At 70.9% G+C, this 24,399-nt stretch carries 20 protein-coding genes; 11 read left to right on the top strand and 9 right to left on the bottom strand.

Features of this window, described 5'->3' with window-relative positions:
• Positions 1 to 62: 62 nt before the first annotated feature.
• From LXT23_RS12225 to LXT23_RS12210, 4 genes are all read right to left on the bottom strand, one after another.
• On the bottom strand, positions 63 to 815 hold the full coding sequence (locus LXT23_RS12225) for a VOC family protein (protein ID WP_253980300.1): 753 nt from the start codon (positions 813 to 815) through the stop codon (positions 63 to 65).
• A gap of 39 nt (positions 816 to 854) precedes the next feature.
• On the bottom strand, positions 855 to 3,026 hold the full coding sequence (locus LXT23_RS12220; protein WP_253980299.1) for a serine/threonine-protein kinase: 2,172 nt from the start codon (positions 3,024 to 3,026) through the stop codon (positions 855 to 857).
• A complete protein-coding gene (locus tag LXT23_RS12215; RefSeq protein ID WP_253980298.1) occupies positions 3,023 to 4,684 on the bottom strand; it encodes an adenylate/guanylate cyclase domain-containing protein in 1,662 nt (553 codons plus the stop codon). Before LXT23_RS12215 ends, LXT23_RS12220 begins: the two co-directional genes overlap by 4 nt.
• Positions 4,685 to 4,816: 132 nt before the next feature.
• Positions 4,817 to 5,749 carry a hypothetical protein gene (locus LXT23_RS12210; RefSeq protein WP_253980297.1) on the bottom strand — a complete coding sequence of 311 codons (933 nt, stop codon included), beginning with the start codon at positions 5,747 to 5,749 and terminating at the stop codon, positions 4,817 to 4,819.
• 71 nt (positions 5,750 to 5,820) lie between these two features.
• Between LXT23_RS12210 and truD the strand changes: the two genes are divergently transcribed.
• The 7 genes from truD (at position 5,821) to LXT23_RS12175 (ending at position 14,317) form a co-directional block, all read left to right on the top strand.
• Positions 5,821 to 7,449, top strand: coding sequence for a tRNA pseudouridine(13) synthase TruD (gene truD, locus LXT23_RS12205; RefSeq protein ID WP_253980296.1), 1,629 nt, complete (start codon positions 5,821 to 5,823; stop codon positions 7,447 to 7,449).
• A gap of 108 nt (positions 7,450 to 7,557) precedes the next feature.
• Positions 7,558 to 8,130, top strand: coding sequence for an RNA polymerase sigma factor (locus LXT23_RS12200; RefSeq protein WP_253980440.1), 573 nt, complete (start codon positions 7,558 to 7,560; stop codon positions 8,128 to 8,130).
• Positions 8,127 to 8,630: a hypothetical protein gene (locus LXT23_RS12195; protein WP_253980295.1), complete on the top strand. Its 504-nt coding sequence runs from the start codon at positions 8,127 to 8,129 to the stop codon at positions 8,628 to 8,630. Before LXT23_RS12200 ends, LXT23_RS12195 begins: the two co-directional genes overlap by 4 nt.
• Before the next feature lie 7 nt (positions 8,631 to 8,637).
• The gene (locus LXT23_RS12190; RefSeq protein ID WP_253980294.1) at positions 8,638 to 10,155 is read left to right on the top strand and encodes a bactofilin family protein; all 1,518 of its coding nucleotides are present in this window, start codon (positions 8,638 to 8,640) and stop codon (positions 10,153 to 10,155) included.
• A gap of 228 nt (positions 10,156 to 10,383) precedes the next feature.
• Positions 10,384 to 11,730 (top strand): 2Fe-2S iron-sulfur cluster-binding protein, encoded by a 1,347-nt coding sequence (locus tag LXT23_RS12185; protein WP_253980293.1) that lies wholly within the window; start codon positions 10,384 to 10,386, stop codon positions 11,728 to 11,730.
• On the top strand, positions 11,727 to 13,214 hold the full coding sequence (locus tag LXT23_RS12180) for an FAD-dependent oxidoreductase (protein ID WP_253980292.1): 1,488 nt from the start codon (positions 11,727 to 11,729) through the stop codon (positions 13,212 to 13,214). Before LXT23_RS12185 ends, LXT23_RS12180 begins: the two co-directional genes overlap by 4 nt.
• 308 nt (positions 13,215 to 13,522) lie before the next feature.
• A complete protein-coding gene (locus LXT23_RS12175) occupies positions 13,523 to 14,317 on the top strand; it encodes a trypsin-like serine peptidase (RefSeq protein WP_253980291.1) in 795 nt (264 codons plus the stop codon).
• 34 nt (positions 14,318 to 14,351) lie between these two features.
• Here LXT23_RS12175 and LXT23_RS12170 read toward each other — a convergent pair whose 3' ends face one another.
• The gene (locus LXT23_RS12170) at positions 14,352 to 15,224 is read right to left on the bottom strand and encodes an SDR family NAD(P)-dependent oxidoreductase (RefSeq protein ID WP_253980290.1); all 873 of its coding nucleotides are present in this window, start codon (positions 15,222 to 15,224) and stop codon (positions 14,352 to 14,354) included.
• Between the two features lie 185 nt (positions 15,225 to 15,409).
• Here LXT23_RS12170 and LXT23_RS12165 point away from each other — a divergent pair, with 185 nt between their 5' ends.
• The 3 genes from LXT23_RS12165 to LXT23_RS12155 all read left to right on the top strand — a co-directional run bounded on the left by LXT23_RS12165 (position 15,410) and on the right by LXT23_RS12155 (position 18,807).
• Complete coding sequence (locus LXT23_RS12165; protein WP_253980289.1) at positions 15,410 to 15,871, top strand: universal stress protein; 462 nt, start codon at positions 15,410 to 15,412, stop codon at positions 15,869 to 15,871.
• 153 nt (positions 15,872 to 16,024) lie between these two features.
• Positions 16,025 to 16,813 carry an alpha/beta fold hydrolase gene (locus LXT23_RS12160; RefSeq protein WP_253980288.1) on the top strand — a complete coding sequence of 263 codons (789 nt, stop codon included), beginning with the start codon at positions 16,025 to 16,027 and terminating at the stop codon, positions 16,811 to 16,813.
• Between the two features lie 14 nt (positions 16,814 to 16,827).
• Entirely contained in the window at positions 16,828 to 18,807 is a 1,980-nt protein-coding gene (locus LXT23_RS12155; protein WP_253980287.1) for a PAS domain-containing hybrid sensor histidine kinase/response regulator, read from the top strand.
• On the opposite strand, the gene LXT23_RS12150 is transcribed toward LXT23_RS12155, so the two are convergent.
• Positions 18,782 to 19,780, bottom strand: coding sequence for a hypothetical protein (locus LXT23_RS12150; RefSeq protein WP_253980286.1), 999 nt, complete (start codon positions 19,778 to 19,780; stop codon positions 18,782 to 18,784). The genes LXT23_RS12155 and LXT23_RS12150 overlap by 26 nt on opposite strands.
• Before the next feature lie 213 nt (positions 19,781 to 19,993).
• Here LXT23_RS12150 and LXT23_RS12145 point away from each other — a divergent pair, with 213 nt between their 5' ends.
• Positions 19,994 to 20,521, top strand: a complete 528-nt coding sequence (locus LXT23_RS12145; protein WP_253980285.1) for a bactofilin family protein — start codon at positions 19,994 to 19,996, stop codon at positions 20,519 to 20,521.
• A gap of 18 nt (positions 20,522 to 20,539) precedes the next feature.
• Here LXT23_RS12145 and LXT23_RS12140 read toward each other — a convergent pair whose 3' ends face one another.
• The 3 genes from LXT23_RS12140 to LXT23_RS12130 form a co-directional block, all read right to left on the bottom strand.
• A complete protein-coding gene (locus tag LXT23_RS12140) occupies positions 20,540 to 21,322 on the bottom strand; it encodes a lysophospholipid acyltransferase family protein (RefSeq protein WP_253980284.1) in 783 nt (260 codons plus the stop codon).
• Positions 21,323 to 21,340: 18 nt separating this feature from the next.
• Positions 21,341 to 22,123 carry an exodeoxyribonuclease III gene (locus tag LXT23_RS12135; RefSeq protein WP_253980283.1) on the bottom strand — a complete coding sequence of 261 codons (783 nt, stop codon included), beginning with the start codon at positions 22,121 to 22,123 and terminating at the stop codon, positions 21,341 to 21,343.
• 83 nt (positions 22,124 to 22,206) lie between these two features.
• Positions 22,207 to 24,255 (bottom strand): lamin tail domain-containing protein, encoded by a 2,049-nt coding sequence (locus LXT23_RS12130; RefSeq protein ID WP_323378907.1) that lies wholly within the window; start codon positions 24,253 to 24,255, stop codon positions 22,207 to 22,209.
• Positions 24,256 to 24,399 lie beyond the last annotated feature (144 nt).

The following is a 24,399-nucleotide window of genomic DNA, read 5'->3' as shown; positions in this document are numbered from 1 at the left end:
CGGACGGCCTCACGCAGGACGGCCGGGGCAACGCCCCGCACGCCGACGGACGGCCGCCGGGCTCACGCGCTTTGGGCCGCCTCACGCAGGGCAAACGCCGCGCCCTGCGGGTCCTCGCACTGCGCAACGCGATCACCACCGGGGACCTGCATCGGTCCGTTCAGCGCCCGGCCTCCGAGGGAGCGCACCCGGACGACCGCGGCCTCGATGTCCTCCACCGTCAGGTAGAAGAGCCAGTGGGTATGGACGCCCGGGAGCCGTGCCGTGTTGACCAGGCCGCCCACGTCCTGCCCGGCCCCGTCCCAGGTGAAGCGCTGGTACGCCCCAATCGTGGGCCCCAGCTCCATCGTCCCCGTCGAGCGCCAGCCGAACAGCTCCGAGTAGCAGGACCACGCCTGCTCACGGTCGGTCGTGTTCAGCTCGTGCCACGCCACGGCTCCGAGCCTCGCACCAGCCCGTCCGCTGCTCAGCGCGAGGACCGCGCCCTGCGGGTCCTTGAGGATGGCGACGAGCTGCCCGGGCGCGGGCTGCTGCACCGGGCCGAGCTGCTGGCCCCCGAGCGCCACGAGGCGGGCCGCGGACGCCTCGACATCCTCGACACCGACCTGGCCCAGCCAGTGGGCCGGAGCCCCCATGGAACGCGCCCGCTCGGGCAGCGCCACGAGTGCCCCCACGCGCTGCTCGCCCGCGCGAAGCTCCCGCGAGTCCGCCGGACCGTGGACCGTCCAGCCCAACAGGCCCGTGTAGAACGCCTGGGCCGAGTCCACGTCCAGGGTCCTCAGGTCATACGCAACGAACGCGCCGCGAGTCGCCATCGCCTCTCACCTCAGGAGCTGACTTCGAGACGGCGGGCCCTACTCCACGCCCCCGGCGACCCTGCGCTGCGGGCGGGCCTCCAGCGTGCCGCGGACCTTGAGGTCGTCGAACGTGCAGGCCAGGTTCCGGCAGCCGAGCGCCACCTTGCCCACGCGGTTCTCCAGCCCGGGCAGCAGCTTGCGCGCGAAGCGCTGGTTGTTGAGGAAGGCCTCCACCAGCACGCCGCCGTTCTTCGCGCGCTGCATCTGCAGGCGCACCAGGTAGGGGCCATGCGCCGGCAGCGGCATCTCGTCCTCGACGAGGTCGTCCGTGTCCTGCGCGCTGTTGCCCACCACCTCCTGGCCGTCCTCGGTGAAGTAGCGCCAGGACAGCCGCATCCCCGCCTCCGGAATGGCGAAGGCGGACACCTGGAGGTCTTTGATGCGGAAGGCCAGCTCCCCGTAGTGCTGCGCGTCCGGCTCGGAGGGGTACTCCTTCCCGAGCGGCTTGACGTTCATCACCACCTCGGCCCGGAAGTCGTTGATGGAGAAGTAGCGGTGCGCGACGTACGCGCGCGGCACCAGCCGGTTCCCATCCGTCTCCTTGCCGCCCTGGATGGCCTGGAGCTGCCCCTCCACCAGCGTCCACTTCCCGCTGTGGACGTTGATCTCCTCCTCACCCTTGTCGAAGCCCACCTCGAACCGCGAGGGAGCCCCGGGCTTCGTCGGCTCCACGATGTTCACCGCGGCGAAGACCTCGCCGTACGTGTTCGGCGGCCACTGCCTGGCGCCGGTCCGCACCGTCAGGCCATTCGTGCCGATGACGACGCGGTCGTCCTGGCCCAGGTGCAGGCTCACCGGCCCCACGAAGGCGCGCACCGCGAAGCCCAGCAGCGCCAGCCCGCCCACCACCGACAGGCCCGTGCGCACCTTGCGCCAGCCCAGCTTCACCTGGCGCGACAGCCCGCTGGCCGGGCGCGCGTTCGCCGGCAGCAGCCGCGTGTCCACCTCGCCGAGCGACATCCCCGGCGCTGACGACGTGGAGATCATCGCCTCCAGCGCGGTGCACAGCTCGCCCGTGCGCGCGTAGCGCGCGGCCGGCTCCGTCTCCAGCAGCCGCTCCACCACGCCATCCACGCGGGGATCCAACCCCGGCACCTTCGCCGAGGGCAGCTTGAAGCGCCCCAGCGGCAGCTCCCCGGTCAGCACCTCGTACAGCATGACGCCGAGGGAGAAGAGGTCCGCGCGCCCGTCGACATTCTTGGCGTCGCGCCGCTGCTCCGGGGCCATGTAGTTGAGCGTGCCCATGGCCACCGCCGTCGCGGTGAGCTGCAGCCGCGACTCCGGTCCGCTGATGCCCGCCAGCCCGAAGTCCGCCACCTTCACGTGGCCCCGCCCGTCCAGCAGGATGTTCTCCGGCTTCAGGTCGCGGTGGATGATGCCCTTGTCGTGCGCGCACTCGATGGCCCGCGCCACCGACAGGAGGATCTTCAGCCCCTTCTCCGGCGTCAGCCCCGCCGCCATCGCCTCGCGCAGCGAGCGGCCCTCCACGTACTCCATGACGAAGTAGTAGTGCTCGCCCGCCACGCCCCGGTCGATGATCTGGATGATGTGCGGGTGGTTGAGGGCGGCCAGCGCGGTGGCCTCCTTCTCGAACCGGGTGACGAACTCCGGGTCCTTCGCCAGCTGCGGCGGCAGCAGCTTCACCGCCACCGTGCGCCCGAGCGACTGCTGCCGCGCGAGCCACACCTCGCCCATGCCGCCCCGGCCCAGCATCTCCATCAGCTCGAAGCCCGGCAGGTCCACCTTCGCGCCCGCCACGAAGGTGCTCAGGTCCTGCTTGTCCAGGTTCGAGTGCTCGCTTCCCTTCCCCGTCTTCACCGAGGAGCGCACCACCGTCGCCTCCACGGGCGCGCCCGGCTCCGCCCCGTCGGACGGCAGCGCCACCCCGCTGACGACCTGGATGGGCGGCGCGGAAGCCTCCTCGGCGTGGGCCCCGTTGGAGCCCTCGGCCGAGGCCGGTATCAGGGTGAACCCGTTCCGGGGCTGCTTGTCGTAGACGCCGCTGCCGCCGGGCACGACGGTGTTCCGTGAGCCCGCGGCCGCGGCCGACTCCGCGCGGCGCACCTCGAACCGGATGCCGCAGCGGCAGGCCACCTTCTGGCCGCTCACGTACACCCGGGTGTCATGCTGCAACCCGCAGTTGGGACAGGTCTGCCGGGTCGTCATCATGCGCGGCGCGGGGAAGCGGCGGTGGTGTATTCCAGCCCGTGGACCCGGTACGTCGGGACGGCCTTCTCCTTGCCCTTCACCTGCATGGCCGGGAGTCCTTCCACGTCGAAGCCGTTGCCTGCCTTGCGCACCGTCGACTCCGAGGCCAGCACCTCGCCGCTCTTCGCCATGCCGCACAGGCGCGACGCGGTGTTGACGGTGTCGCCAATGGCGGTGAACTCGTGCCGCTCGGCGCTGCCCATGTAGCCCACGACGGCCTGGCCGGTGTTGACGCCGATGCCGACCTCGATCGGCTGCTTGCCCGCGGCCACGCGCGCCCGGTTGAGCGCGCCCACCGCGTCCTGCATCTCCAGCGCCGCGCGCAGCGCCCGCGCCGCGTCGTCCGGGTGCGACAGCGGCGGGCCCCAGACGGCCATGACACAGTCGCCGATGAACTTGTCCAGGTTGCCCTCGTAGCGGAAGACCACGTCCGCCATCGCGGTGAAGAAGGCGTTGAGCATGGACACGACTTCCTGCGGCGACTCGTTCTCCGAAATCGTCGTGAAGCCGCGGATGTCCGCGAACAGGCAGGACACCTCCGCCAGCCGGCTCTGCGCCAGGTCCTCGGCCTCGCCGGCAATCACCGCGTCCGCCACAGCCTTGGACAGGAAGCGGCTCAGCTCCGCGCGCGTCACCGCCTCGTTGCGGATCTGCTCGGCCAGCACCGAGTTCTCCAGGGCGATGCCCGCCTGCGCGGCGATGCCGGAGAGGATGGCGAGGTCCTTCTCCGAGAAGGCGTTGATCTGCTGCCGGCTGTCCAGGAAGAGGACCGCTTGAATCTTCTCGTTCACCATCAGCGGCACCGCCATGGCGGAGCGGATGCCCTGCGCGACGATGCTCTCCGCCGCGGAGAAGCGCTCGTCGATGATGGCGTCCGCCGTCAGCACCGCCTTGCGCGTCTCCACCACGCGCTTGAGCACGGTGTCGGACAGCATGACGTTGACGGGCTTGCCCGTGCGGTGGTGCACCGCCGCCGGGATGAACTGGCCGTCGTCCGCGACCTTCAGGATGACGCCGTGGTCGGCGGCCAGCAGCTTGAAGGCCACCTTGAGGATCTGCTCGAACAGGCCCGTCTGGTTGCCCTGGAGGCTCACCTCGCGGTGGAACTCGTGGGCGATGCGCAGCTTCTCGTAGTCGCGCTTGAGCGCCTCCACGTCCGTCACCATCTCCACCGGACGGAAGTTCTGCGGCACCTGGTCCATCTGCGCCAGGAAGGCCGGCATGGACACCGACTGCGCCACCACCGTCACCCCGGGCGCGGTGGGCGCGGTGTGGTTCACCGCCGGCTCGCCGCTGTGGAAGATGAGCCGCGACGAGCCCAGGGCCACCTCGTCCCCGTCCCGCAGCTTCAATTCCTTCACCCGCCGGCCATTGACGAACGTGCCGTTGGACGAGCCCAGGTCCTTGAGGACGAAGTCCTTGCCCACCCGCTCGATGATGGCGTGTTCCTTGGAGACCTCGCGGTCCACCAGCCGGAGCGTGTTGGACGGATGCCGGCCCAGGGACGTCAAAGGTCCCAGGGGGAACTCCCCAAGGCTGCCGTCCGCGAAGCGCCCGGTCAGACGGGGGCCGCGGATCTGCCCGGGCTTCGGGGCGAATGGGGCGGGGGCCTGGCTCACGCGCGAATCCTCACCGGCCCGGACACTATCAGAGCCGCTCGAAACCGGGGAACGCTCGCCGACATCCCCTCGTTCCACCAGACACCCGAAGGCCTGCACGCCCGGTCAGCGTCCGGCCGCCGGGACTCCCCCTCAGCGCCCCCTCCCACCCTGACGGCCCTCCGGCGCCCGGTCCGGCCCGCCCGTCTTCACCGCCACCCCGAAGGCGGGAAACACCGTCACCCCGCCCAGGTTGCGCTCGGCCCCGAAGAGCACGGGGTTGCAGGTGATGTACCCCCCCGTCAGCTCCGCGAAGACGTGGACGTACCGGTAGCCCACGGCCAGCCCCACGGTGCTCCCCAGGAAGTGGCTGCCCACCGTGGCGGGGAGCGTCGCGTCGAAGCCCGTCACCGGCTTGCCCTGCCGGGAGTAGTCCACCAGCCGCTGGTCCAGCCGGGTGCGGCTGTAGACGTACTTCGGCGCACCGTAGAGCTTGAAGATGTCGCCGAAGTCCATGCTGAGGTACAGCGGCACCTCCACGTCGTAGCGGCTGAAGTCGTCCAGCTCCACCACCTCCAGCACGTCCAGGACGGGGCTGGAGAAGAAGTGGCGCGCCGCGCCCACCCCCAGGGCCACGTCGTAGGAGCGCTGGCCGGGCTCCATCCGCCGCCCCAGCTCCGCGTCCCCGCCGTGGAGGAGGAGCACCTTGGCGTCCGCCCTCAGGGAGATGCCGCTGTAGCGCAGGCCCACATCCACCCGGTCCACCACCCCCACCCGCACCATCAGCTCCGGGTTGGCGCCCGGGGGGGCCACCATCAGGGCCACGCCGGCGGTGAGGAGCCGCTGCTGGGCCTCCTCGCTGAGCGAGTACGGCCGGCCCTCGTCCACCGCGTCCCGGGCCTCCTCGCCCTGGTCGATGCCGAGGTCCACCACCTCCACCAGGGTGCCCAGGGGGATGAAGACCCCCATGCCCCCGGACACCTGGACCTGCCCGGGCGCCAGGGTCCGGGCGGTCTGCAGGGTGGACAGCGTGGTGGCACAGCCGGTGGCCAGGAGCCCGGCGAGCAGGGTGGGAAGAAGCCTCATGAAGTCAGACGTTATGCCCTTCCTGGCGCTCGCACTTCAATCCGCGGGCCCACGCTGCTATGGGGGGCGCCGTGCGAATCAAACAGAAGCCCGAAGATTTCTCCGTCAAGGAGTCATACCGTTTCGATGAGGTCGACACGGGACGTCACCGCGTCTACCTGATGGACAAGCAGAAGCTGTCCACCTTCGACGCGGTCGCCCGACTGAGGGACGCCTTCGGCCTCAAGCCCGGCGCCATCAGCTACTGCGGCCTGAAGGACAAGCAGGGCCGCACCGAGCAGATCATCGCCGTGGACGGCTCCGACGTGGACATGCAGGAGCCCGACCTGCGCCTGAAGTACCTGGGCCGCACGGACAAGCCCCTGTCCTCCGCCAACATCACCTCCAACCGCTTCTCCGTCACCGTGCGCGCGCTGCGCCCGGAGGCGCTGGGGCCCCTCAACGTCGCGACGGCTGAAGTCAACCGCCTGGGCGTGGTGAACTACTTCGACAGCCAGCGCTTCGGCTCGCTGAAGCATGGCCAGGGCTTCATCGCCAAGGACCTCATCCGCGGCGACTTCGAGGCCGCCCTCCACAACTTCCTCGCCGCGCCCTCGGAGCTGGACCGCACCGAGGACGCGAAGATCAAGACCTTCTGGCGCGAGAACTGGGGCCGCTGGGACGCGCGCGTCCCCTTCGAGGGCACGCGCAAGTACCACCGCATCCTCAAGTCCCTGCGCGACGACCCGAAGGACTACCTCAAGGCCTTCATGCAGATCGACTCGGACTACCGGGCGATGCTGCTCTTCACGTACCAGAGCTACCTGTGGAACGAGGGCGTGCGGCGCTACCTCCAGCTGCTCCTGCCGCGCGAGCACCTGTTCCCCATGCGCTACCAGGCCGGCACGCTGCTGTTCCACCGCGACGCCGACCCGGACGTGCTGCGCCTGCTGCGCGACGCCACCTTCCCCCTGCTCGCCCCCGACTCCGTCATCACCGACCCCCAGAAGCAGGAAGCCATCAACTGGGTGCTCGGCAAGGAGAAGCTGAAGCTGGAGGACCTGCGCATCGCCAAGGAGCCGCGCCGGCTCTACTTCAAGCACGAGGAGCGGCCGCTGCTCGTCTTCCCGCACAAGCTCGTCATCGGCCGCACCATGCCCGACGACATCAACCGCGGGGACGTGAAGGTCAACGTCGCCTTCACCCTGCCGCCGGGCGCGTACGCCACCCTGGTGGTGAAGCGGCTGTTCCACTTCGACTACTCGGAGGACTCCCCGGCCGTCATCCGCGAGTCCCAGCGCGCGCGCTTCGTCGAGGCCGGTGACGGCCCGGACGAGGACGCTCCCCGGGCAGGCCGCCGGGACGAGCGCGAGGACGGCGCCCGCCGCCGCGCCCCCGCGGGCCGCGACGACCGCCGGGGTGGCGCGCGCGAAGCCGCCCCCGAGCGCCGGGGCGCCCGGGGTGCGGAAGGACCCGAGCGCCGCAGGCCCGCCGAGGCCCGCGAGGCCCGCGAGGAGCGCGCTCCCGCCGGGCCCTCCCGCAACCGTACCCTGGCTGGACAGGTCACCCAGGCGGCCGAGCGTCCGGCCGAGCCCCAGACGCCCGTGGGCTTCCGGGAAAGACAGCGTCAGCGGAAGGCGGCGCGCGAGGTGGCGCGCGCCGAATCGGAGGCCAGCCGGGCGGCCAAGGCTCCCAAGGCTCCGAAATCACGGAAGAAATAGAGATGTCACCGCTGGACGCAATGGGCGGACGGGCGCGCCGTAGGACAAGGCGTGAACGCTCTTGCCCTCGACGATACCGGGTCGCTCGCCCACGCCATCGGGATGCTGATGGCTGAGGAGGCTCCCCCGCTTCCCTGGAAGGCGGACGTGCAGGCCGCTCGCCGCGGCGACCCGTCCGCTTTCGAGTCCCTCGTGCGCAGCGTGCAGCGCCCCGTGTACGGCCTGGCCCTGCGGCTGCTCCAGCGCGAGGCCGAGGCCGCGGAGGTGGCCCAGGAGGCCCTGCTGCGCGCGTACCAGAACCTGCACCGGTACGACGACTCGCGCCCGTTCGACCTCTGGGTGCTGGCGATTACGCGCAACCTCTGCCTGGACCTGCTCCGCCGCCGCACCAAGGTGCGCACCGAGGAGCTGGAGCCCATGAAGGAGGTGCTCCCCAGCGGCGACGCGTCGCAGGAGGACCGCGCCATCGCCCAGCAGGAGCGGCAGTCGCTCGAGGAGGCGATGGCCACCCTGTCCGCCGATGACCGTGAAGTCCTCGCGCTCTACTACGTCCAGAAGCGCACGACGAAGGAGATCGCCCAGGTCATGGGCTGCGCGCCTGGCACCATCATGGCCCGGCTGTTCCGCGCCCGCGAGAAGCTGCGCAAGAAGATGACGCCCACCGAGGAGGCTCCCCGATGACCCCGCACCCGTGCCCGGACCTGGAGCTCCTCTTCGCGGAGCTGGAAGCGGGTGAAGGCCCCGCCCTGGACCATGCCGCCGAGTGCGAGGCCTGCGCGGCCGTCCTCGAAGAGCACCGGCTGATGGAGAACGACCTGTACCGGCTGTCGGACCCGCTGCCTCCGCCCAGCTTCGTGGCCAACGTCATGGCGCGCGTGGCCGCCGAGCCCGTGCCCCAGCGGCGAGAGGTCTGGTCCGGCGTGGCCATCCTGCTGACGTCGCTGATGGGCGGGCTGGGCTACCTGTTGATGAACGACCAGGCGCTCGGCCACCTGGGCACCGGCGTCGCCTCGTTCCTGTTCGAGGGCCGCCTCTTCGTCGAGGGCGTCCTCAGCGGGGCCCACGCGCTGTGGGCCACCGCGGGACTCGCGGTGGCCACCACCCTGGCCTTCCTCCTCCTGTCCTCGCTGTATGGCCTCAAGCGGCTCGCCGGCAGCGTCCCCACTCCCTTCGAAGCGTGAGCGACCCATGAAGATCTCCACTCGAATCCTTCTTCCCGCTCTGCTCCTCGGCGCCCCCCTCGCGCTCGGCGCCGAGCCCCAGGCCACCCCGAAGGCGGAGGCCAGCGCGCCCGCCGCCCGCACCATCGACGTCAGCTTCCGCGGCAGCCTGCGCGACGCGCTCAAGACGATTGCGGACAAGGGCGGCCTCAACCTCGTCGTCACCGGCGACCTGGACACGCCCGCCGAGGTGCACCTGCGCGGCGTCACCGCCAACCAGGCGCTGCGCACCGTGGCGCGGGCCTACTCGCTGCGCATGGAGCAGGACAACTCCATCATCACCCTGCGCCCCATGACGGCGAAGGAGCAGGAGGCCGCCGAGGCCGGCACCGCCGCCACTCCGGACACCTCGCCCGCCGCCACTCCGGCCCCCGAGGAGGCCGTCGCCGCGCAGGCCGCGCCGCCCACGCCGCCCATGCCTGACGTCGCCCCGGTGCCGCCGGTGCCGCCGGTGCCGCCCATGCATGAGCAGTTGGGGAACATGGACCCCGAAGAGGCGCGGGAGACCGCGCGCGAGGTGCGGGAGCGGATGCGCGAGCAGATGGACCGCACCCGCGAGGAGCTGCGGCGCAACCGCCGCTCCGGCGGCCGCAACGTGGTGGCGCGCGGCCAGTCCCTGGAGGTGAAGGAGGGGCAGAACGTCCAGAGCGCCGTGGTGTACGGCGGCAACCTGGTGGTGAAGGGCCACGTGGAGGATGACGCGGTCGCCTTCGGCGGCAACCTGGAGATCGACGGCCACGTGGAGGGAGACGCGCACGCCTTCGGCGGCAACGTCATCCTGCGCGACGGCGCGCACGTGGAGGGCGACGTGTCCTCCTTCGGCGGCGTCGTGGAGCGGGCGGACGGCGCGGAGGTGGAGGGCAGCATCGAGAGCTTCGGTGGCGCGGGCATCGGCACCGCGCTGGCCGGCGAAATCAAGAACGGGATGAGGGAGGCCCGCGACAACGAGATGCACACCCGGGACAGCGAAGATGACGACGGCAACGGCCTGGCCGCGTTCATCCTCACCTTCGCGGTGCTCTTCGGCCTGGGCTTCCTGGGGCAGATGTTCTTCCCGGCGCGCATGAAGCTGCTCGGCGAGGAGGTCCGCCGCAAGCCGGTGGCCACCGGGTTGACCGGGCTGCTCGGGCTGCTGGCCATGGTGCCCCTCACGGTGGTGCTGTGCATCACCCTCATCGGCATCCCCGCGGCCATGGTGCTGTGGATGGCGGCGCCCCTGGCGGCGGCGCTGGGCTACGCGGCGGTGGCGAGCGAGGTGGGCACGAAGCTGCCGGTGCTGCGCGGCCGCAAGACGCAGGCGGTGGTGCTCGCCCTGGGCCTGCTGGTGCTGATGGTCATCGGAGCCATCCCCATCTTCGGCGTCCTCGTCTCCCTGTTCATCACCCTGATGGCGCTGGGCGCGGTCATCCGCACCCGGTTCGGCCAGCGGCCGCGCGGCTCGGGCATGCCGGAGCCCATCTTCCCGTCGACCGAGCAGCCCGTGTAACGGGCCCGTGCCGGGCAGCCCTGCCCGGTGCATTCCTTGGAAGTCCAACGGGGATCGTCGCGAGGCCCACACGGCCCGTGACGGTCCCCGCGGTGTTTTCGCGGGGCCCGCCTTAGCCAAGGTCTCACGCCCCATCACCGCCACTGTCGGCCAGGACCCATGGCCACGGTGCGTCATGCTCGGACAGGCTTTGACCCACCGGTTCGGGTGCGCCATTTTGGGCCACCCATGCGACGCCTCCCAGACGCACCCCCGCGCGGCAGGGCCATCACCGTGGACCTCGAGGGCGAGAGCATCCCCGCCATCGAAGGCGAGCCGGTGGCGTGCTCCCTCCTCGCGGCCGACGAGCCCATGCTGGCCCGCTCCGTGAAGTACCACCGCCCGCGCGGCCCCTTCTGTTTCGCCGCCGCCTGCTCGCACTGCCTCATGCGGGTGGACGGCCTGCCCAACGTCTACACGTGCCGCACGCCCGCCCGCGAGGGCATGAAGCTGGAGCGGCAGAACGCGTACCCCTCCGCGAAGGTGGACGTGTTCGAGACCATCGACTGGTTCTTCCCGCGCGGGTTGGACCACCACGAGATGTTCGCCGGCGTGCCGGTGGCCGAGCAGGTGATGGCCAAGGTGGCGCGGCAGCTCGCGGGCCTGGGCCTGCTGCCGAAGGAGCCGGCCCCCACCGCGCCCCCTGCCCGCACGCTGCGCACGCGGGTGGCGGTGGTGGGCGGCGGCGCGGCGGGGCTCGCGGCGGCGCGCGTGCTGGCCGACCGGGGCGTGTCCTTCCTCCTCTTCGAGCGCGAGGCCCACCTGGGCGGGCGCCTGGCGCACGGCGCCCCGGAGGCCGGGGCCCCCGGGGTGCAGGACGCCGCCGCGTTCCCCAAGGGCAGCATCGTCACCCGCGCCGCGGCGCTGGGCCTGTATGACGACGAGGGCGGCCGCTTCCTCGCCGTGGGCGTCTGGGAGCCGGAGGGCCCGCGCCTCTTGAAGGTCTACGCGGAGCGCTTCCTGCTGGCGCCGGGCGGCCACCCGCCGATGGTGCCCTTCGAGAACAACGACCTGCCCGGCGTGTACGCGGGCCGCGCGGCCAGCCTGCTGCTGCGGCGCTACGACGTGGCCCCGCGCATGGCGGCGCTGGTGGGCTGGGGCCCGGAGCTGTACGCGCTCGCGCACCTCATGAAGGAGCGCGGCGTGACGGTGACGGCGGTGGTGGACCTGCGAGGCCCGCCGCCCGCGGAGGCCTGGCCGGGCGCGGTGCAGGGCTCGGAGCCCAAGGCGCACGGCATGCGGCGTGTGAGCGCGTTCAGCTACACGGAGGCCGGCGGCGCGAAGAAGAAGGTGAGCTGTGACGCGGTGCTGGTGTCCGTGCCCGTCAGCCCCAGCTTCGAGCTGGCGCGGCAGGGCGGCGCGAAGGTGGACTTCGACGCCGGGCGCGGCCTCTTCGTCGTGGGGGCGGACGCGGACGGACACACGCAGGCAACGGACGTGTTCGCCGCCGGGGACGTCACCGGCGGTGGCACCGCGAAGGAAGCGGCGGCCGCGGGCCGACGCGCGGCCGAGGCGCTGGTGGGAGGGCTGTCATGAGCAAGGCGATGATCTGCTCGTGTGAGGACGTCACCGTCGACGACGTCCGGCACGCGGTGTCCCGGGGCTACTGCGACGTCGAGTCGGTGAAGCGCTACACCGGCTTCGGCACCGGCATCTGCCAGGGCAAGAGCTGCCTGGCGGCGGTGGCCTCACTGCTGGAGCGGGAGAAGGCGCTCAAGGCCCCGGCCGTGGTGCCCTTCACCCCGCGCCCGCCCCTGTACCCCACCGAGCTGCGCCTGCTGGCCACCGCCCCGGTGGACGAGTCCCAGCCCCCCGTGGGCGGAGTCCCGCAGGAGGTGGACGCCTTCCCGGCGGCGCTCAAGCCGGAGGGGCCGCTGCCCGCCAGGGCCAAGGTGGTCATCATCGGCGGCGGCATCATGGGCCTGGCGCTGGCGTACAACCTGGCGCGCGAGGGCGAGACGGACGTGGTGGTGCTGGAGCGCGGCTACCTGTGCGCGGGCGCGTCCGGCCGCAACGGCGGCGGCGTGCGCATGCAGTGGGGCACGCCTGCCCTGGTGGAGCTGGCCAAGCGCTCCATCGACCTGATGAAGGGCTTCGCGAGAGACCTGGGCATCAACGTGTGGCTGCGCCAGGGCGGCTACCTGTTCCTCGCCAAGACGCAGCCGGTGGCGAAGCGGTTGGATCGGAACGTGGCGCTGCACAACAAGTTCGGCGTGCCCACCCGCATCGTCAGCCCGGACGAGGCGCGTGACATCGTCCCCGGCCTCACCATGAAGGACTGCCTGGCGGCGTCCTACAACCCGGAGGACGGCGTCATCTTCCCCTGGCCCTTCCTCTGGGGCTACGCGCAGGGCTGCAAGAAGAAGGGCGTCCGCGTGGAGACGTACACGGACGTCACCGGCTTCGAGACCAGCGGCGGCCAGGTGCGCAAGGTGAAGACGACGCGCGGCGACATCGCCTGCGACACGGTGGTGCTGGCCACGGGCGCCTGGAGCCCCGAAATCGCGAAGCTCGTCGGCGTGCAGCTCCCCAACGAGCCGCACCGCCACGAAATCCTCAGCACCGAGCCCCTCAAGCCCTTCCTGGGGCCGCTGGTGTCGGTGCTCGACACGGGCCTGTACTTCAGCCAGTCCATGCGCGGCGAGATTGTCGGCGGCATGGGCGACCCGAAGGAGCCCGCCGGCCTCAACATGGGCAGCACGCTGCGCTTCGTCTCGCGCTTCGCCCGCGCGCTGATGGAGCAGCTGCCCCAGGTGGGCCACGTGAAGGTGCTGCGCCAGTGGGCCGGCTGCTACGACGTGACGCCGGACAACAACCCCATCCTCGGCCGCACCCCGGGCCTGGACAACATGCTCCAGATGTCCGGCTTCGTCGGCCACGGCTTCATGATGGCCCCCGCCGTCGCCGAGCGGATGGCGAAGTGGATGGCCACCGGCGAGTCCGATGAGCTCTTCACCCGCTTCAACCTCCGCCGCTTCGCCGAGGGCACCCTCGAGCGCGAGGACATGATCATCGGCTGAAGCCCCCCGCCCTCTTCGCGGCCCTTGTCATTTTCCAGCCCCTGTCCTGTCCCGAGACACCCGGGCGCCTCCCCCTGCCCACGAAAACAACAGTCCCGGGAAAGCCCGCAAGTCACGATTGTTGCGGGGGATTGGGTTCCCGGGCGTGAAGGGACTTTACACACGCAACTGAGTTACAGGAACAGGCACGCACCACTCTGGAGGTGGCCGCGTGTGCCTCGCCAGAGGGGACGCCCCGCCCCAGGGCCGGTGGCACGGGGCGTGCCTTGGGCCCCACGCCGCGCAATCCCGCGCGTGGAGGTGTTCCGATGTTCGCGAAGAGCGTTCGTGCGCTGTTCCTGGTGACTGCCGTTTCCGCCTGCGGTACCGAGGCTCCTCCGGATGTCCCGGACGTGGAGGCCAACGAGCCGCTGCAGTCCCAGGAGTCCAACGTCATCGTGGGCTCGGTGAACTGGGTGAGCGCCACGACGCTGACCGGCACGCAGCGCACGCGCTCGCGCGCGGTGGGCTACCTGTCCATCCCCGCGGTGGGCTCGCGCTGCACGGCGTGGCTGGTGTCGCGCGACGTCATCATCACCAACAACCACTGCATCGGCAGCGCCTCGCAGGCCTCCGGCGCCCGCGCGTCCTTCAACTACGAGGACGGCGTCGCCTCGGCCTCGCGCGTCTATTACAACTGCGGAACCTTCATCAAGACCTGGTCGGGCGACGACATGACGGCGCTGCGCTGCTCCGCCACCAACGGCCAGCTGCCCGGTGACGTGTACGGCTGGCTGACGGTCTCCAGCACCAACGCCGCGACGAACGCCAGCATCTACGTCGTGCACCAGAACTGCGACTACTACACGACGAGCGGCTGCGCGCCGACGAAGAAGTCCTCGCCGGGCGTGGTGAAGAACGCCAACTACAGCACCACGGACCTGTCCTACGACGCGGACACGCTGGGCGGCTCCTCGGGCTCGCCGGTCATCTCCTCCTCCACGCACGAGGTGGTCGGCCTGCACCACATCGGCCTGGGCGGCAACTCGTCGGGCCGCGGCACGGCCAACACCGGCGTGAAGGCCACCCGCGTCAAGGCGCGCCTGGCGGAGATCGGCCTGTAGTCCTCAGGAATCCTCAGGAGTCCTCACACGCGCTTCACGCGGGACTCGGCTCACCGGCCAGCAGCACCTGCCGGCCAGCCGCAAGCCCGGGGGCCTGTGGCGACAGCAGCGTCTCTCGCTCCAGGCCCCGCAGCGCCAGCCGGCCCAGGCTCCGCTTGAGCCGGCGTGGCAGCAGCGGCAGCAGCCGCATCACCCACCGGTGTCCGAAGCCCGGGTACACCAGCGGCGCGCCCCGCTCGAAGCCCACCAGGGCCTCGCGGGCGCACCGCGCCAGGGAGATGTGGAAGAAGGGCGCCACGCCTCCCTCCCAATCCTCCACGCCGGCCTCCCAGAGCGGCCCGGGCGCCACGCGGGTGACGGCGATGCCGCGGTCCTCCACCTCCAGCCGCAGCGCCTCGGTGAAGCCGTCCAGGAAGCGCTGCGTGGCGGCGAAGGTGGCGGAGCCGGGCAGGAACAGCTGCGCCGCGCCCGAGCCGATGTTCAGCACGCCCCCCCTGCCCCGCTGCAGCATGGGCCCGAGCAGGCGGTGCGTCAGCAGCGCGGGCGCCCAGACGTTGGCCTGCAGCGTCTCCTCCACCTGCCCCCAGCGCTCCTCGGCATACAGCCCCCGGTTCCCCACGGCGGCGTTGTTCACCAGCACGTCCACGCGGACGAAGTGCGCCTCCAGGAAGGCGAGCAGCGCGTCCACCTGGTGCGGGTCGCAGATGTCGCACTGGTGGACGAGCACGCCGAGCGTCGGGTTGCGGGCCAGCAGCTCGTCGCGCAGCGGCTCCAGGCGGCCGGCGCGGCGGTCCACGAGCACCAGGGTGCGCACCCGCCGTGAGAGCTGCCGGGAAAGCTCCCGGCCGATTCCTTCCGTCGCGCCGATGATGAGGACGGTACCTTGATCGATGGGAGGAGGAAGCATGGAGGGGTCCTCGTCGTCGTTAAGCTGCCCATGCTGCGCATCCCTTGCGCGATGCGCTGCCTGCCCTGCAAAGCCTGCACGTCGGCACAGCGGCCCTCCGTGCAGGCGCTGGCACGCCTCTTCCATATCCTCCGAAGCGACCCCAAGCCCTCGTGTGGGGGCCCACCCCATCAGGAGAAAACGCGATGCCTCCTCCGTCCCGAATCCTCGTACCCGTGGACCTGTCCGAAGGCTCCCGGAAGGTCATCGACTACGCCGTGCAGCTGGCCCGGCCTTTCGGCGCCTCCGTGGACGTGGTGCACGCCTGGGAGCCGCCGCAGTACGTGGCGCCTGACCTGCTGGTGGCCGCGCCCGGGTGGAACTCGCTGTCCCTGGAGCAGGTGGCCGTGGAGACGGCGACCAAGGACCTGACGAAGCTGGTGCAGAGCCTGGAGAAGCCGTCGGTACCGCTGACCCAGAAGGTCCTGGTGGGCGAGGCCTCCTCCACCGTGCTCGCCCTGGCCGAGCAGGGGAAGTACGACCTCATCGTCATGGGCACGCATGGCCGGCGCGGGCTGCCCCGGCTGCTGCTGGGCAGCGTGGCGCAGAAGGTCGTCTCGCGTGCGCACTGCCCGGTGCTGACGCTGCACCTCGCCCCGGAGGCGTAGCCGTCCGGCTGGCGGGGGGCCTGGTATGGCGGGCCCCTGATGTCCACCACCGACCGTCCAGGCGGATTGCCTTGAGATGGGTAGGCGGCGAGGCCAGAGTGTGGGAGCACCGACGTCCTCCCTCGCCCGCCCACCTCCGGAGCCCGCTCGTCCATGACCGCCGTTCGTCGGAACAACGTGAAGGTCCTGGGCCAGGGAAAGCAGGCGATGATCTTCGCCCACGGGTACGGGTGCGATCAGAACATGTGGCGGTTCATCACCCCCGCCTTCCTGCAGGACTACCGCGTCATCCTCTTCGACCACGTGGGGGCCGGGCGCTCGGATGCCAGGGCCTACAGCCGTGCGAGGTACGGCACGCTGAAGGGCTACGCGGACGACGTGCTGGAGCTGTGCCGCGAGCTGGACGTGACGCGGGGCATCTTCGTGGGCCACTCGGTGAGCGCGATGATTGGCGTGCTCGCCGCGGCCGCCGAGCCGGAGCGCTTCGAGAAGCTGGTGCTCGTCGGGCCCTCGCCCCGCTACATCAACGACGGTGACTACGTCGGCGGCTTCTCGCGGGAGGACATCGACGGGCTGCTCGAGTCGCTCGACAGCAACTACCTGGGCTGGTCCAGCGCGATGGCGCCCGTCATCATGGGCAACCCGGACCGCCCGGAGCTCGGGCAGGAGCTGACCAACAGCTTCTGCCGCACGGACCCGGACATCGCCCGGCACTTCGCGCACGTCACCTTCCACTCGGACAACCGGGCGGACCTGCCGAAGGTGAAGGCCCGGGCCCTCATCCTCCAGTGCTCCCAGGACGTCATTGCTCCGGAGGCGGTGGGGCGGTACGTGCACCGGAACATGGCCGACAGCCAGCTCATGGTGCTCGAGGCGACCGGCCACTGCCCCAACCTCAGCGCGCCCGAGGAAACCGTCGCCGCGATGAGGCTCTTCCTCTAGTGGCGGGGCGTATCGTGAAAGAGCCACCGCGCGCCACGAGCCAGGCTCCAGAGGACCTGCTCGAGGAGAGCGCGGAGGACCTGTACGAGAACGCGCCGTGTGGCTACATCTCCACGCGGCCGGATGGCCTCATCGTCAAGGCCAACCAGACCTTCCTGACCTGGCTGGGGTACACGCGCGAGGAGCTGCTGTCCGGCAGGCGCTTCCAGGACCTGCTGTCCGTGGGAGGGCGCATCTTCCACGAGACGCACTTCGCGCCCCTGCTGCTGATGCAGGGCTTCCTCAACGAGGTGCAGCTCGAGCTGCTGACGCGCGCGGGCACCCCGCTGCCGGTGCTGCTCAACACCGTCCAGCGCAGGGACGCCGCCGGCAGGCCGCTGCTGAACCGGACCACCCTCTTCAACATCTCCGACCGGAAGAAGTACGAGCGGGAGCTGGTGCTGGCGCGCAGGAAGGCGGAGCAGGCCGCCCGGGCCAAGGCGGACTTCCTGTCCATGGTCAGCCACGAAATCCGCACGCCGATGAACGCCATCATCGGCATCTCCAGTCTGCTGCAGCGCACCGAGCTGTCGCCCCAGCAACAGAAGTACGTCCGCATCCTGGAGTCGTCCTCCGAGAACCTGCTGGGCCTCATCAACCACATCCTGGACTTCAGCAAGATAGACTCCGGCAAGGCGGCGCTGGAGGAGCGCCCCTTCAACCTGCGCCAGCTCGTCTATGGCACCATCTTCGCCCTCAACATCAAGGCCGAGGAGAAGCAGCTCCCGGTCATCGCGGAGATCGACGATGCGGTGCCGGAATGGCTCGTCGGGGACCCGGTCAAGCTCGCCCAGGTGCTCACCAACCTCGTGAGCAACGCCATCAAGTTCACCGAGCTGGGGGCGGTGACGGTGACGGTGGGCGTGAGGGAGGCGTTCCAGGGCGGCGTGGCGGTCGACTTCGCCGTCACCGACACGGGCATCGGCATCGCCGAGGAGCGCCTGGACCAGATCTTCGAGGAGTTCACCCAGGCCGACTACGACATCGGCCTGAAGTACGGGGGCACCGGGCTGGGGCTCGCCATCAGCCGGAAGCTGGTGGAGCTGCACGGCGGCAGGCTGGGCGTGAAGAGCACGCCGGGCCAGGGGTCGTCCTTCTCCTTCACCCTGCGCCTGAAGCTCGGCCAGGAGGTCCCCAGCGCCGGGGGCGCAGCCGAAGGCCGCGTCTCCACGGAGGCCCTCCAGGGCCTTCGCATCCTGGTGGCGGAGGACAACGCCATCAACGTGTTCATGCTGTCGCAGTTCCTCCAGAAGTGGGGCGCGAACTTCGACGTGGTCGGCGATGGGCAGCAGGCCGTCGAGCGCATCCAGACGGCCGACTACGACCTGGTGTTGATGGACGTGCGGATGCCGGAGCTGGACGGCTACGCGGCCACCCTCGCCATCCGGGCGCTGCCCGGCGCGGACTACCGGCGCATTCCCATCATCGCGGTGACGGCGTCCACCCGCCTGGGCCTGGAGCACCGGGCGAGCGCCGCCGGCTTCACGGACTTCATCGGCAAGCCCTACAAGCCCTCGGAGCTCGCCGCGATGCTCGTGAAGCACAGCGCCTGGCGGCAGGCGGTGGCGGCTCCTGCGGCTCCGCCCGCCCCGTCCGTCGCGTCACCGGCGTTCAGCCTGCGGCGGCTCCGGCGCATGCTCGACGACGACCCGAAGGCCCTGGTGGAGCTGAGCAGCATCACCCTGGCGAGCTGCGAGCAGTACAAGGACGACTTCCAGCAGGCGCTGGAGACCGGCAACCGGGACGCCTTCGTGTATCAGTCCCACAAGATACGGCCCACCCTGGAGCTGCTGCAGGCGCACTCCCTGCGCGCGGCCGTGAAGGAGGGCCTCGCCTGCTTCCCGGAGGCACCGTCCCCAGGGCCGCCGGCCAGGGTGGCCGCTGCCGTCCAGGCCCTCCACCGCGAGCTGGACGCCATCATTGCCGCGCTCAGGGAAGAGCTCCGGACGGCCTAGGACGCCGCATCGCGAGCACCGTGGGCACGGCGAGCACCGCCATGGCGCCGACGAGGAGCGAGGCCCCCGCCAGCTCGCCCACTCCGACACCGGGCAGGCCCACCCAGGCCGACAGCCCCCACGTGGCCAGCACGCCCGCGAGGACGCTGGAGGCGCGGTTCACCGGCACGGTGAAGGCATTCTCCCGCGAGTCCAGGAGGATGAGGCCGCCGAAGATGCCCGTCCCCTGGGACAGCAGCCCCACCAGCACCTCCTCCAGCAGGTGGCCCCGAGACAGCACGCCGGTGAAGCCGGCGCGGATGTCGCCCAGAATTCCATCTCCCCCGAGCAGCGCCAGGAACGCCAAGAGGGCCACGAGGACGGGCGTGGCCACCATCTGCTCCTCCACGAAGTAGCGGATGGACACCGCCGGGTCTCCGGACTTGGCCAGGTGGCTCATGGCGCGCAGCCGGAAGAAGTAGCTGGCGAGGTACACGCCCACGTCCAGCGCGGCCACCAGCGTGAGGGTGAAGCTCACGTTCGTCCCCGTCGCCACCACCAGCGCGCCCAGGCTCAGCCCCAGCGCCACCCACGAGGGCCAGCGCACCCGCCGCCCGCTCAGCACGTCCACCAGCGGCGCGAGGACGAGCACCCCGCCCCGCATCAGCAGCATCATGAAGACGATGGACGCACCCGGCAGGGTGTACGACAGCGTCGTCGTCCCGATGATGGCCGCCGAGCAGAACCCGGACAGCAGCGTCCAGCGCCCCGGGAGCGGCACCCGCAGGCCGAGCACCTCGCGGTGCCCCGCGTAGCGCCACCACCGCTTGAGGGTGATGAAGACGAACATGCCCACCAGCGAGGCCATGGCGCTCACCGGCAGCAGCGTGAAGCCGGAGATGCCGTGCGTCATGCCGGGCAACAGCCCTCCCGACAGCGCCTTCGTCAGCGCGCTATAGGGGGCGTAGGCGGCGAAGTAGCCGAAGGCATACACCCAGATGGTCAGGTCGTGAGAGTCGTCCGACGGCGTCGACGCGGGAGCCAGGGGTACCTCCGGAAACAGGCCGGGAAGCCGTGTTGCGAGTTCCGGGCCAGCAGGCTCCGTCTAGCAGGAGCCGCCCCGCCGCGCATCCGCTGCGCCCGCGGGCCGGCAATCGCGCTGGCGGACCTCCGTATCAGAAGCAACTCGGAGCCTCCGGAGTCGTCCATGCGCCTGCCTCCCGTTCCCGCCCTGGCCCTCACCTTCGCCCTCGCCGCCCCGGCCTTCGCCGCGGATGACGCCGCGAAGAAGCCCAACGACTGGCGGGTGGTGTGCGCCACCAACTCCAAGGATGGCAGCCGTGCCGTCCAGGGCACCGACCTGGTCATCGAGGCGGGCGAGAAGGTGAAGGACGCGGTCGCCATCGAGGGCAACGTCATCATCCGCAAGGGCGCGGTGGTGGAGGACGCCATCGCCATCCGGGGCCGCGTCATCATCGAGGCCGGCGCCCGGGTGAAGGGCAGCGTGGTGTCGCTCGGCGGAGAGGTCCGCGTCCACGACGGCGGCAAGGTGGACGGCAACGCGGTGGCGCTCGGCGGCAGGCTCACCCTGGACAAGCAGGAGTCGGTCGCCGGCGACAAGGTCGGCCTGTCCTTCGAGGTGGGCGGCAAGGACGTGGTGCGCGGCCTCATCGAGGACGTCCTCGACAAGGACATGCGCTGCCACATCGTCGACGACGCGCAGACGGACGTCTGAGCCGGAGGGACGGCCCGCCTACGCGGCGCTGGCGGTGCCCGTGGAGGCCGGGGGCTCCGTGCCGGTGCGGGTCAGCGGCATCAGCGAGGCGCGCAGCGAGAGGATCTGCTCGCGCGCCAGGTCCTTCAGCCGCTCCACGTCCGCCAGCGTCATCCCCTTGGTGGAGATGGGCGTGCCCACCGTCACCAGCCCGCGCGACACGGCGAAGCGCCACGAGTGCTTGGGCAGCGCCCGCCGCGTCCCGCTCACCGCCAGCGGCAGCACGTCCGCCTGCGCTTCGATGGCCAGCCGGAAGGCGCCGTCCTTGAAGGGCAGCAGCTCGTCCGTCTTCGAGCGCGTGCCCTCGGGGAAGATCATCACCGGCATGCCCTTGGCCAGCCACTCCTTGCAGCGGGCCATGGCGCCCGTCGCGGAGTCGCGGTCCCCACGGTGCACGGGGATGTCCCCCGCCATCCACATCATCCAGCCGACCACCGGAATCTTGAACAGGCTGGCCTTGCCCAGCCACTTCATCTCCCACGGCAGGTGAGAGATGAGGAACGGGTCCGCGTTGGACTCGTGGTTGCTCACCACCACCGTGTTCGGCGCCACCTTCGCGGGCACCGGACCATGCACCCCGAAGCGCCAGAACGGCGTCAGCCTGGCGGCGGTGACGCCTATCAGCCGGAAGCAGCGCCCCGTCACGTGACGCACCCGGTCGAACGGCCAGGTGAAGATGGCCAGCGTCAGCTGGACGAAGAAGCCCAGCAGGGCCACCAGGCTGATTTCAATCCACGTCCAGATGGAGAGCAGTGCGTTCATGAGAGCCTCTGACAACGTTCAGCGGACCGCCGGGTCCAGGTCCACGCTCACCGGACAGTGGTCCGAGCCGAGCACGTCGGGGTGGATGCCGGCCTTCTGGACGTATGCCATGGCCGCCGGAGAGGCCAGCACGTAGTCGATGCGCCAGCCGATGTTCTTCTCCCGCACGCCCACGCGCTGGCTCCACCAGGAGTAGTGCCCGGGCGCCTTGTGGAAGTGGCGGAAGGTGTCCACCCAGCCGGCGCGAATCCAGCGGTCGAACTCCTCGCGCTCCTCGGGCCGGAAGCCGCTCGTCTCGCGATTCTCGCGGGGCCTCGCCAGGTCGATGTCCTGGTGCGCGGTGTTGAAGTCTCCCACCACCAGCACGCGGTGCCCGTCGCGCAGCGGCTTCTCCAGCCGCTCGAAGAGGCGCCGGTAGAAGGTCAGCTTGTAGGGGATGCGGCTGAGGTCGCGGTCCTTGCCGTTGCCGTTGGGGAAGTAGCCGTTCACCACGGTGAGCTTGCCGAAGCGGGCAATCTGCAGCCGCCCCTCCACGTCCAGCTCTCCTATCCCCAGCACCGTCGTGACGTCATCCGGCTCGAGCCGGCAGAACAGCCCCACGCCGCTGTAGCCGGGCCGCTCCGCCGCGACGAAGTGCGTCTTCCACCGGGGCGGAGCGCGCACCTCTTCGGGGAGCTGGTCGGCGCGGGCGCGCACCTCCTGCACGGCCACCACCTGCGCCCGGGCCCCCTTCAGCCATGGGAGGAAGCCCTTGCGGTGGACCGAGCGCAGCCCGTTCACATTCCACGACACGACTCGCACGGGACGCTTATGGCCCGGCCCGAGCGGTATTTCCAGCCCCTACCGCGCGCACTGGCGGTAGGGGCGCCATGAGGCCCCGGCTCCTACGGCTCGCTGGGGCTCGCCTTGTTCTGCGGGTCGCGCGTCGTCCGGAGGATGAAGTCGGCGGCGTTGTTGTCCGAGTCGTACGCGTTGCCCTTCAGCGCGTCCGCGCCACCTGACTGCATGGTGGTGGCGGTGGAGGCAGCCGTCGCCTTGCGCTCGAAGCTGCCGGCGGCTGCGGGGATGGACGGGATGGCCGAGCCCTCCGGCCGGTTGGCGGTGCCGTAGCCCACCGTGTCCACCGCCGTCGGGTCGTCGGGGTCCGTGGTCAGCGCCGCGGTACCGATGCGCACGTGGCCGCCGCCGCTGGCGCTCAGGAGGAACGTCGTGCCCCAGTTCGCGTCCCGGGCCGGCCCCCCCGTGCCCGGCGAGTAGCTCTGACCGCCCACCAGGAAGTAGCCCCTGGGCGCGATGCTCGAGCCGGAAGGCAGCGTGAAGCTGAGGTAGGTGTCGCCCGCGGCGCTCTTGTACTGCACCTTCCATCCAGCGAGGTTCACCGTGCTGCTGGTGGGGTTGTAGAGCTCGATGAACTCGTCGTTCGCGTTGCTCGGGCCCGCGGGCGCAATCTCGCTGATGACGACGTGGCCCGTGGTGGCGACCTCCACCCGGACGCTCGCCACCGCGGTGACGCCGTTCAGCGTGGCGACCACCTGGCCCGCGCCGCCCGTGCTGCCGGCGGTGAAGTCGAACTTGGCGGACAGGGTGTTGGCGGGCACCGTCACCCGCACCGGCGCCGTGCCGAGGGACGCGGGCTGCACCGCGATGTCCACCTGCGTGTCCACCGCCGGGGGCACGTCCAGCAGCACGGTGAAGCCGTGCGCCCCGCCAGCGCCCACCACGGCCGCCTCGGGGGACAGCTGGGACAGCGTCGCCGGCTGGTTCACCGCGAGCACCCGCACCGTGGCCTCGCGCGTCTCGGTGCCCAGCGTGGCCGTCAGCACCGCCTTGCTCACGCCCGGGTCCGCTTCCAGGTCCGCGCCCACCACCACCGCGACGGACGTGGAGCCCTGCGGCACCCGCACCAGGTTCCCACCCGCCACCTTGACGGCCGGGGTGGAGGACGTCATCTCCACCCACACCTCCGTGGGCGCGGGCTCCTTCAGCGTCACCGTGAGCGCCTCCGGGAAGGTCGGGCCCGTGAAGCCCGAGCGCGCGAAGGTGCCCGTCGGGCCGAAGCTGGCCAGCGTCACCTGCGCCGTGCCGGCGTCGGTGCCCGCATCCGTGCCCGCGTCACTGCCAGTGCCCGCGTCGGTACCGGCATCCGTGCCCGCGTCACTGCCAGTGCCCGCGTCGGTACCGGCGTCGAACTCCGAGCCGGCGTCGGTGCCAGCGTCGATGCCAGAGCCCGCGTCGGTACCGGCGTCGAACTCCGAGCCGGCGTCAGTGCCAGCGTCGATGCCAGAGCCGGCGTCGGTGCCGGCGTCGAACTCCGAGCCGGCGTCAGTGCCAGCGTCGATGCCAGAGCCCGCGTCGGAACCCGCATCGGTCTCCGTGCCGGCATCGCTGCCAGCGTCGCTGCCAGAACCCGCGTCGATGTCCGAACCGGCGTCGGTACCCGCGTCATTGCCGGAGCCTGCGTCGATGTCCGAACCGGCGTCGGTACCCGCGTCATTGCCAGAGCCTGCGTCGATGTCCGAACCGGCGTCGGTACCCGCGTCATTGCCAGAGCCAGCATCGACGTCCGAGCCCGCGTCGGTACCCGCGTCATTGCCGGAGCCAGCATCGACGTCCGAGCCCGCGTCGGTACCCGCGTCATTGCCGGAGCCAGCATCGACGTCCGTGCCCGCGTCGGTACCGGCATCGCTGCCAGAGCCGGCATCCGTGCCCGCGTCCGTCTCGCTGCCGGCATCCGTGCCCGCGTCGGAGCCCGCATCTGCGCCGGCGTCGGGCACTGGCGCGGGCGTGGGACGGCAGGTGCTCTCGCAGCCGTCACCGTTGGTGGTGTTGCCGTCGTCGCACTGCTCCCCGGCCTCCACCACACCGTTGCCGCACACCGGGTCGTCGCCACCGTCATCGCCGCACGCGGACATGACGAGGAGCAGCGCAGACAACGGCGCCAACAGTTGTCGGAAGGACACATGCAGCATGCGAGGGGACTCCGTTACGGCGAGCGGGGGTCCCCTTCCATCCCACAGGTGTCCGCCTGTACGCAATCAGCGGCAGGTTACATCAACATCAAACTCAACCTACAATCC

The organism is Pyxidicoccus xibeiensis (assembly GCF_024198175.1).
GTDB classification, from domain to species: Bacteria; Myxococcota; Myxococcia; order Myxococcales; family Myxococcaceae; genus Myxococcus; species Myxococcus xibeiensis.
Note: the sequence above shows the minus strand (reverse complement) of the source record. Positions and strands in the feature narration are given on the sequence as shown.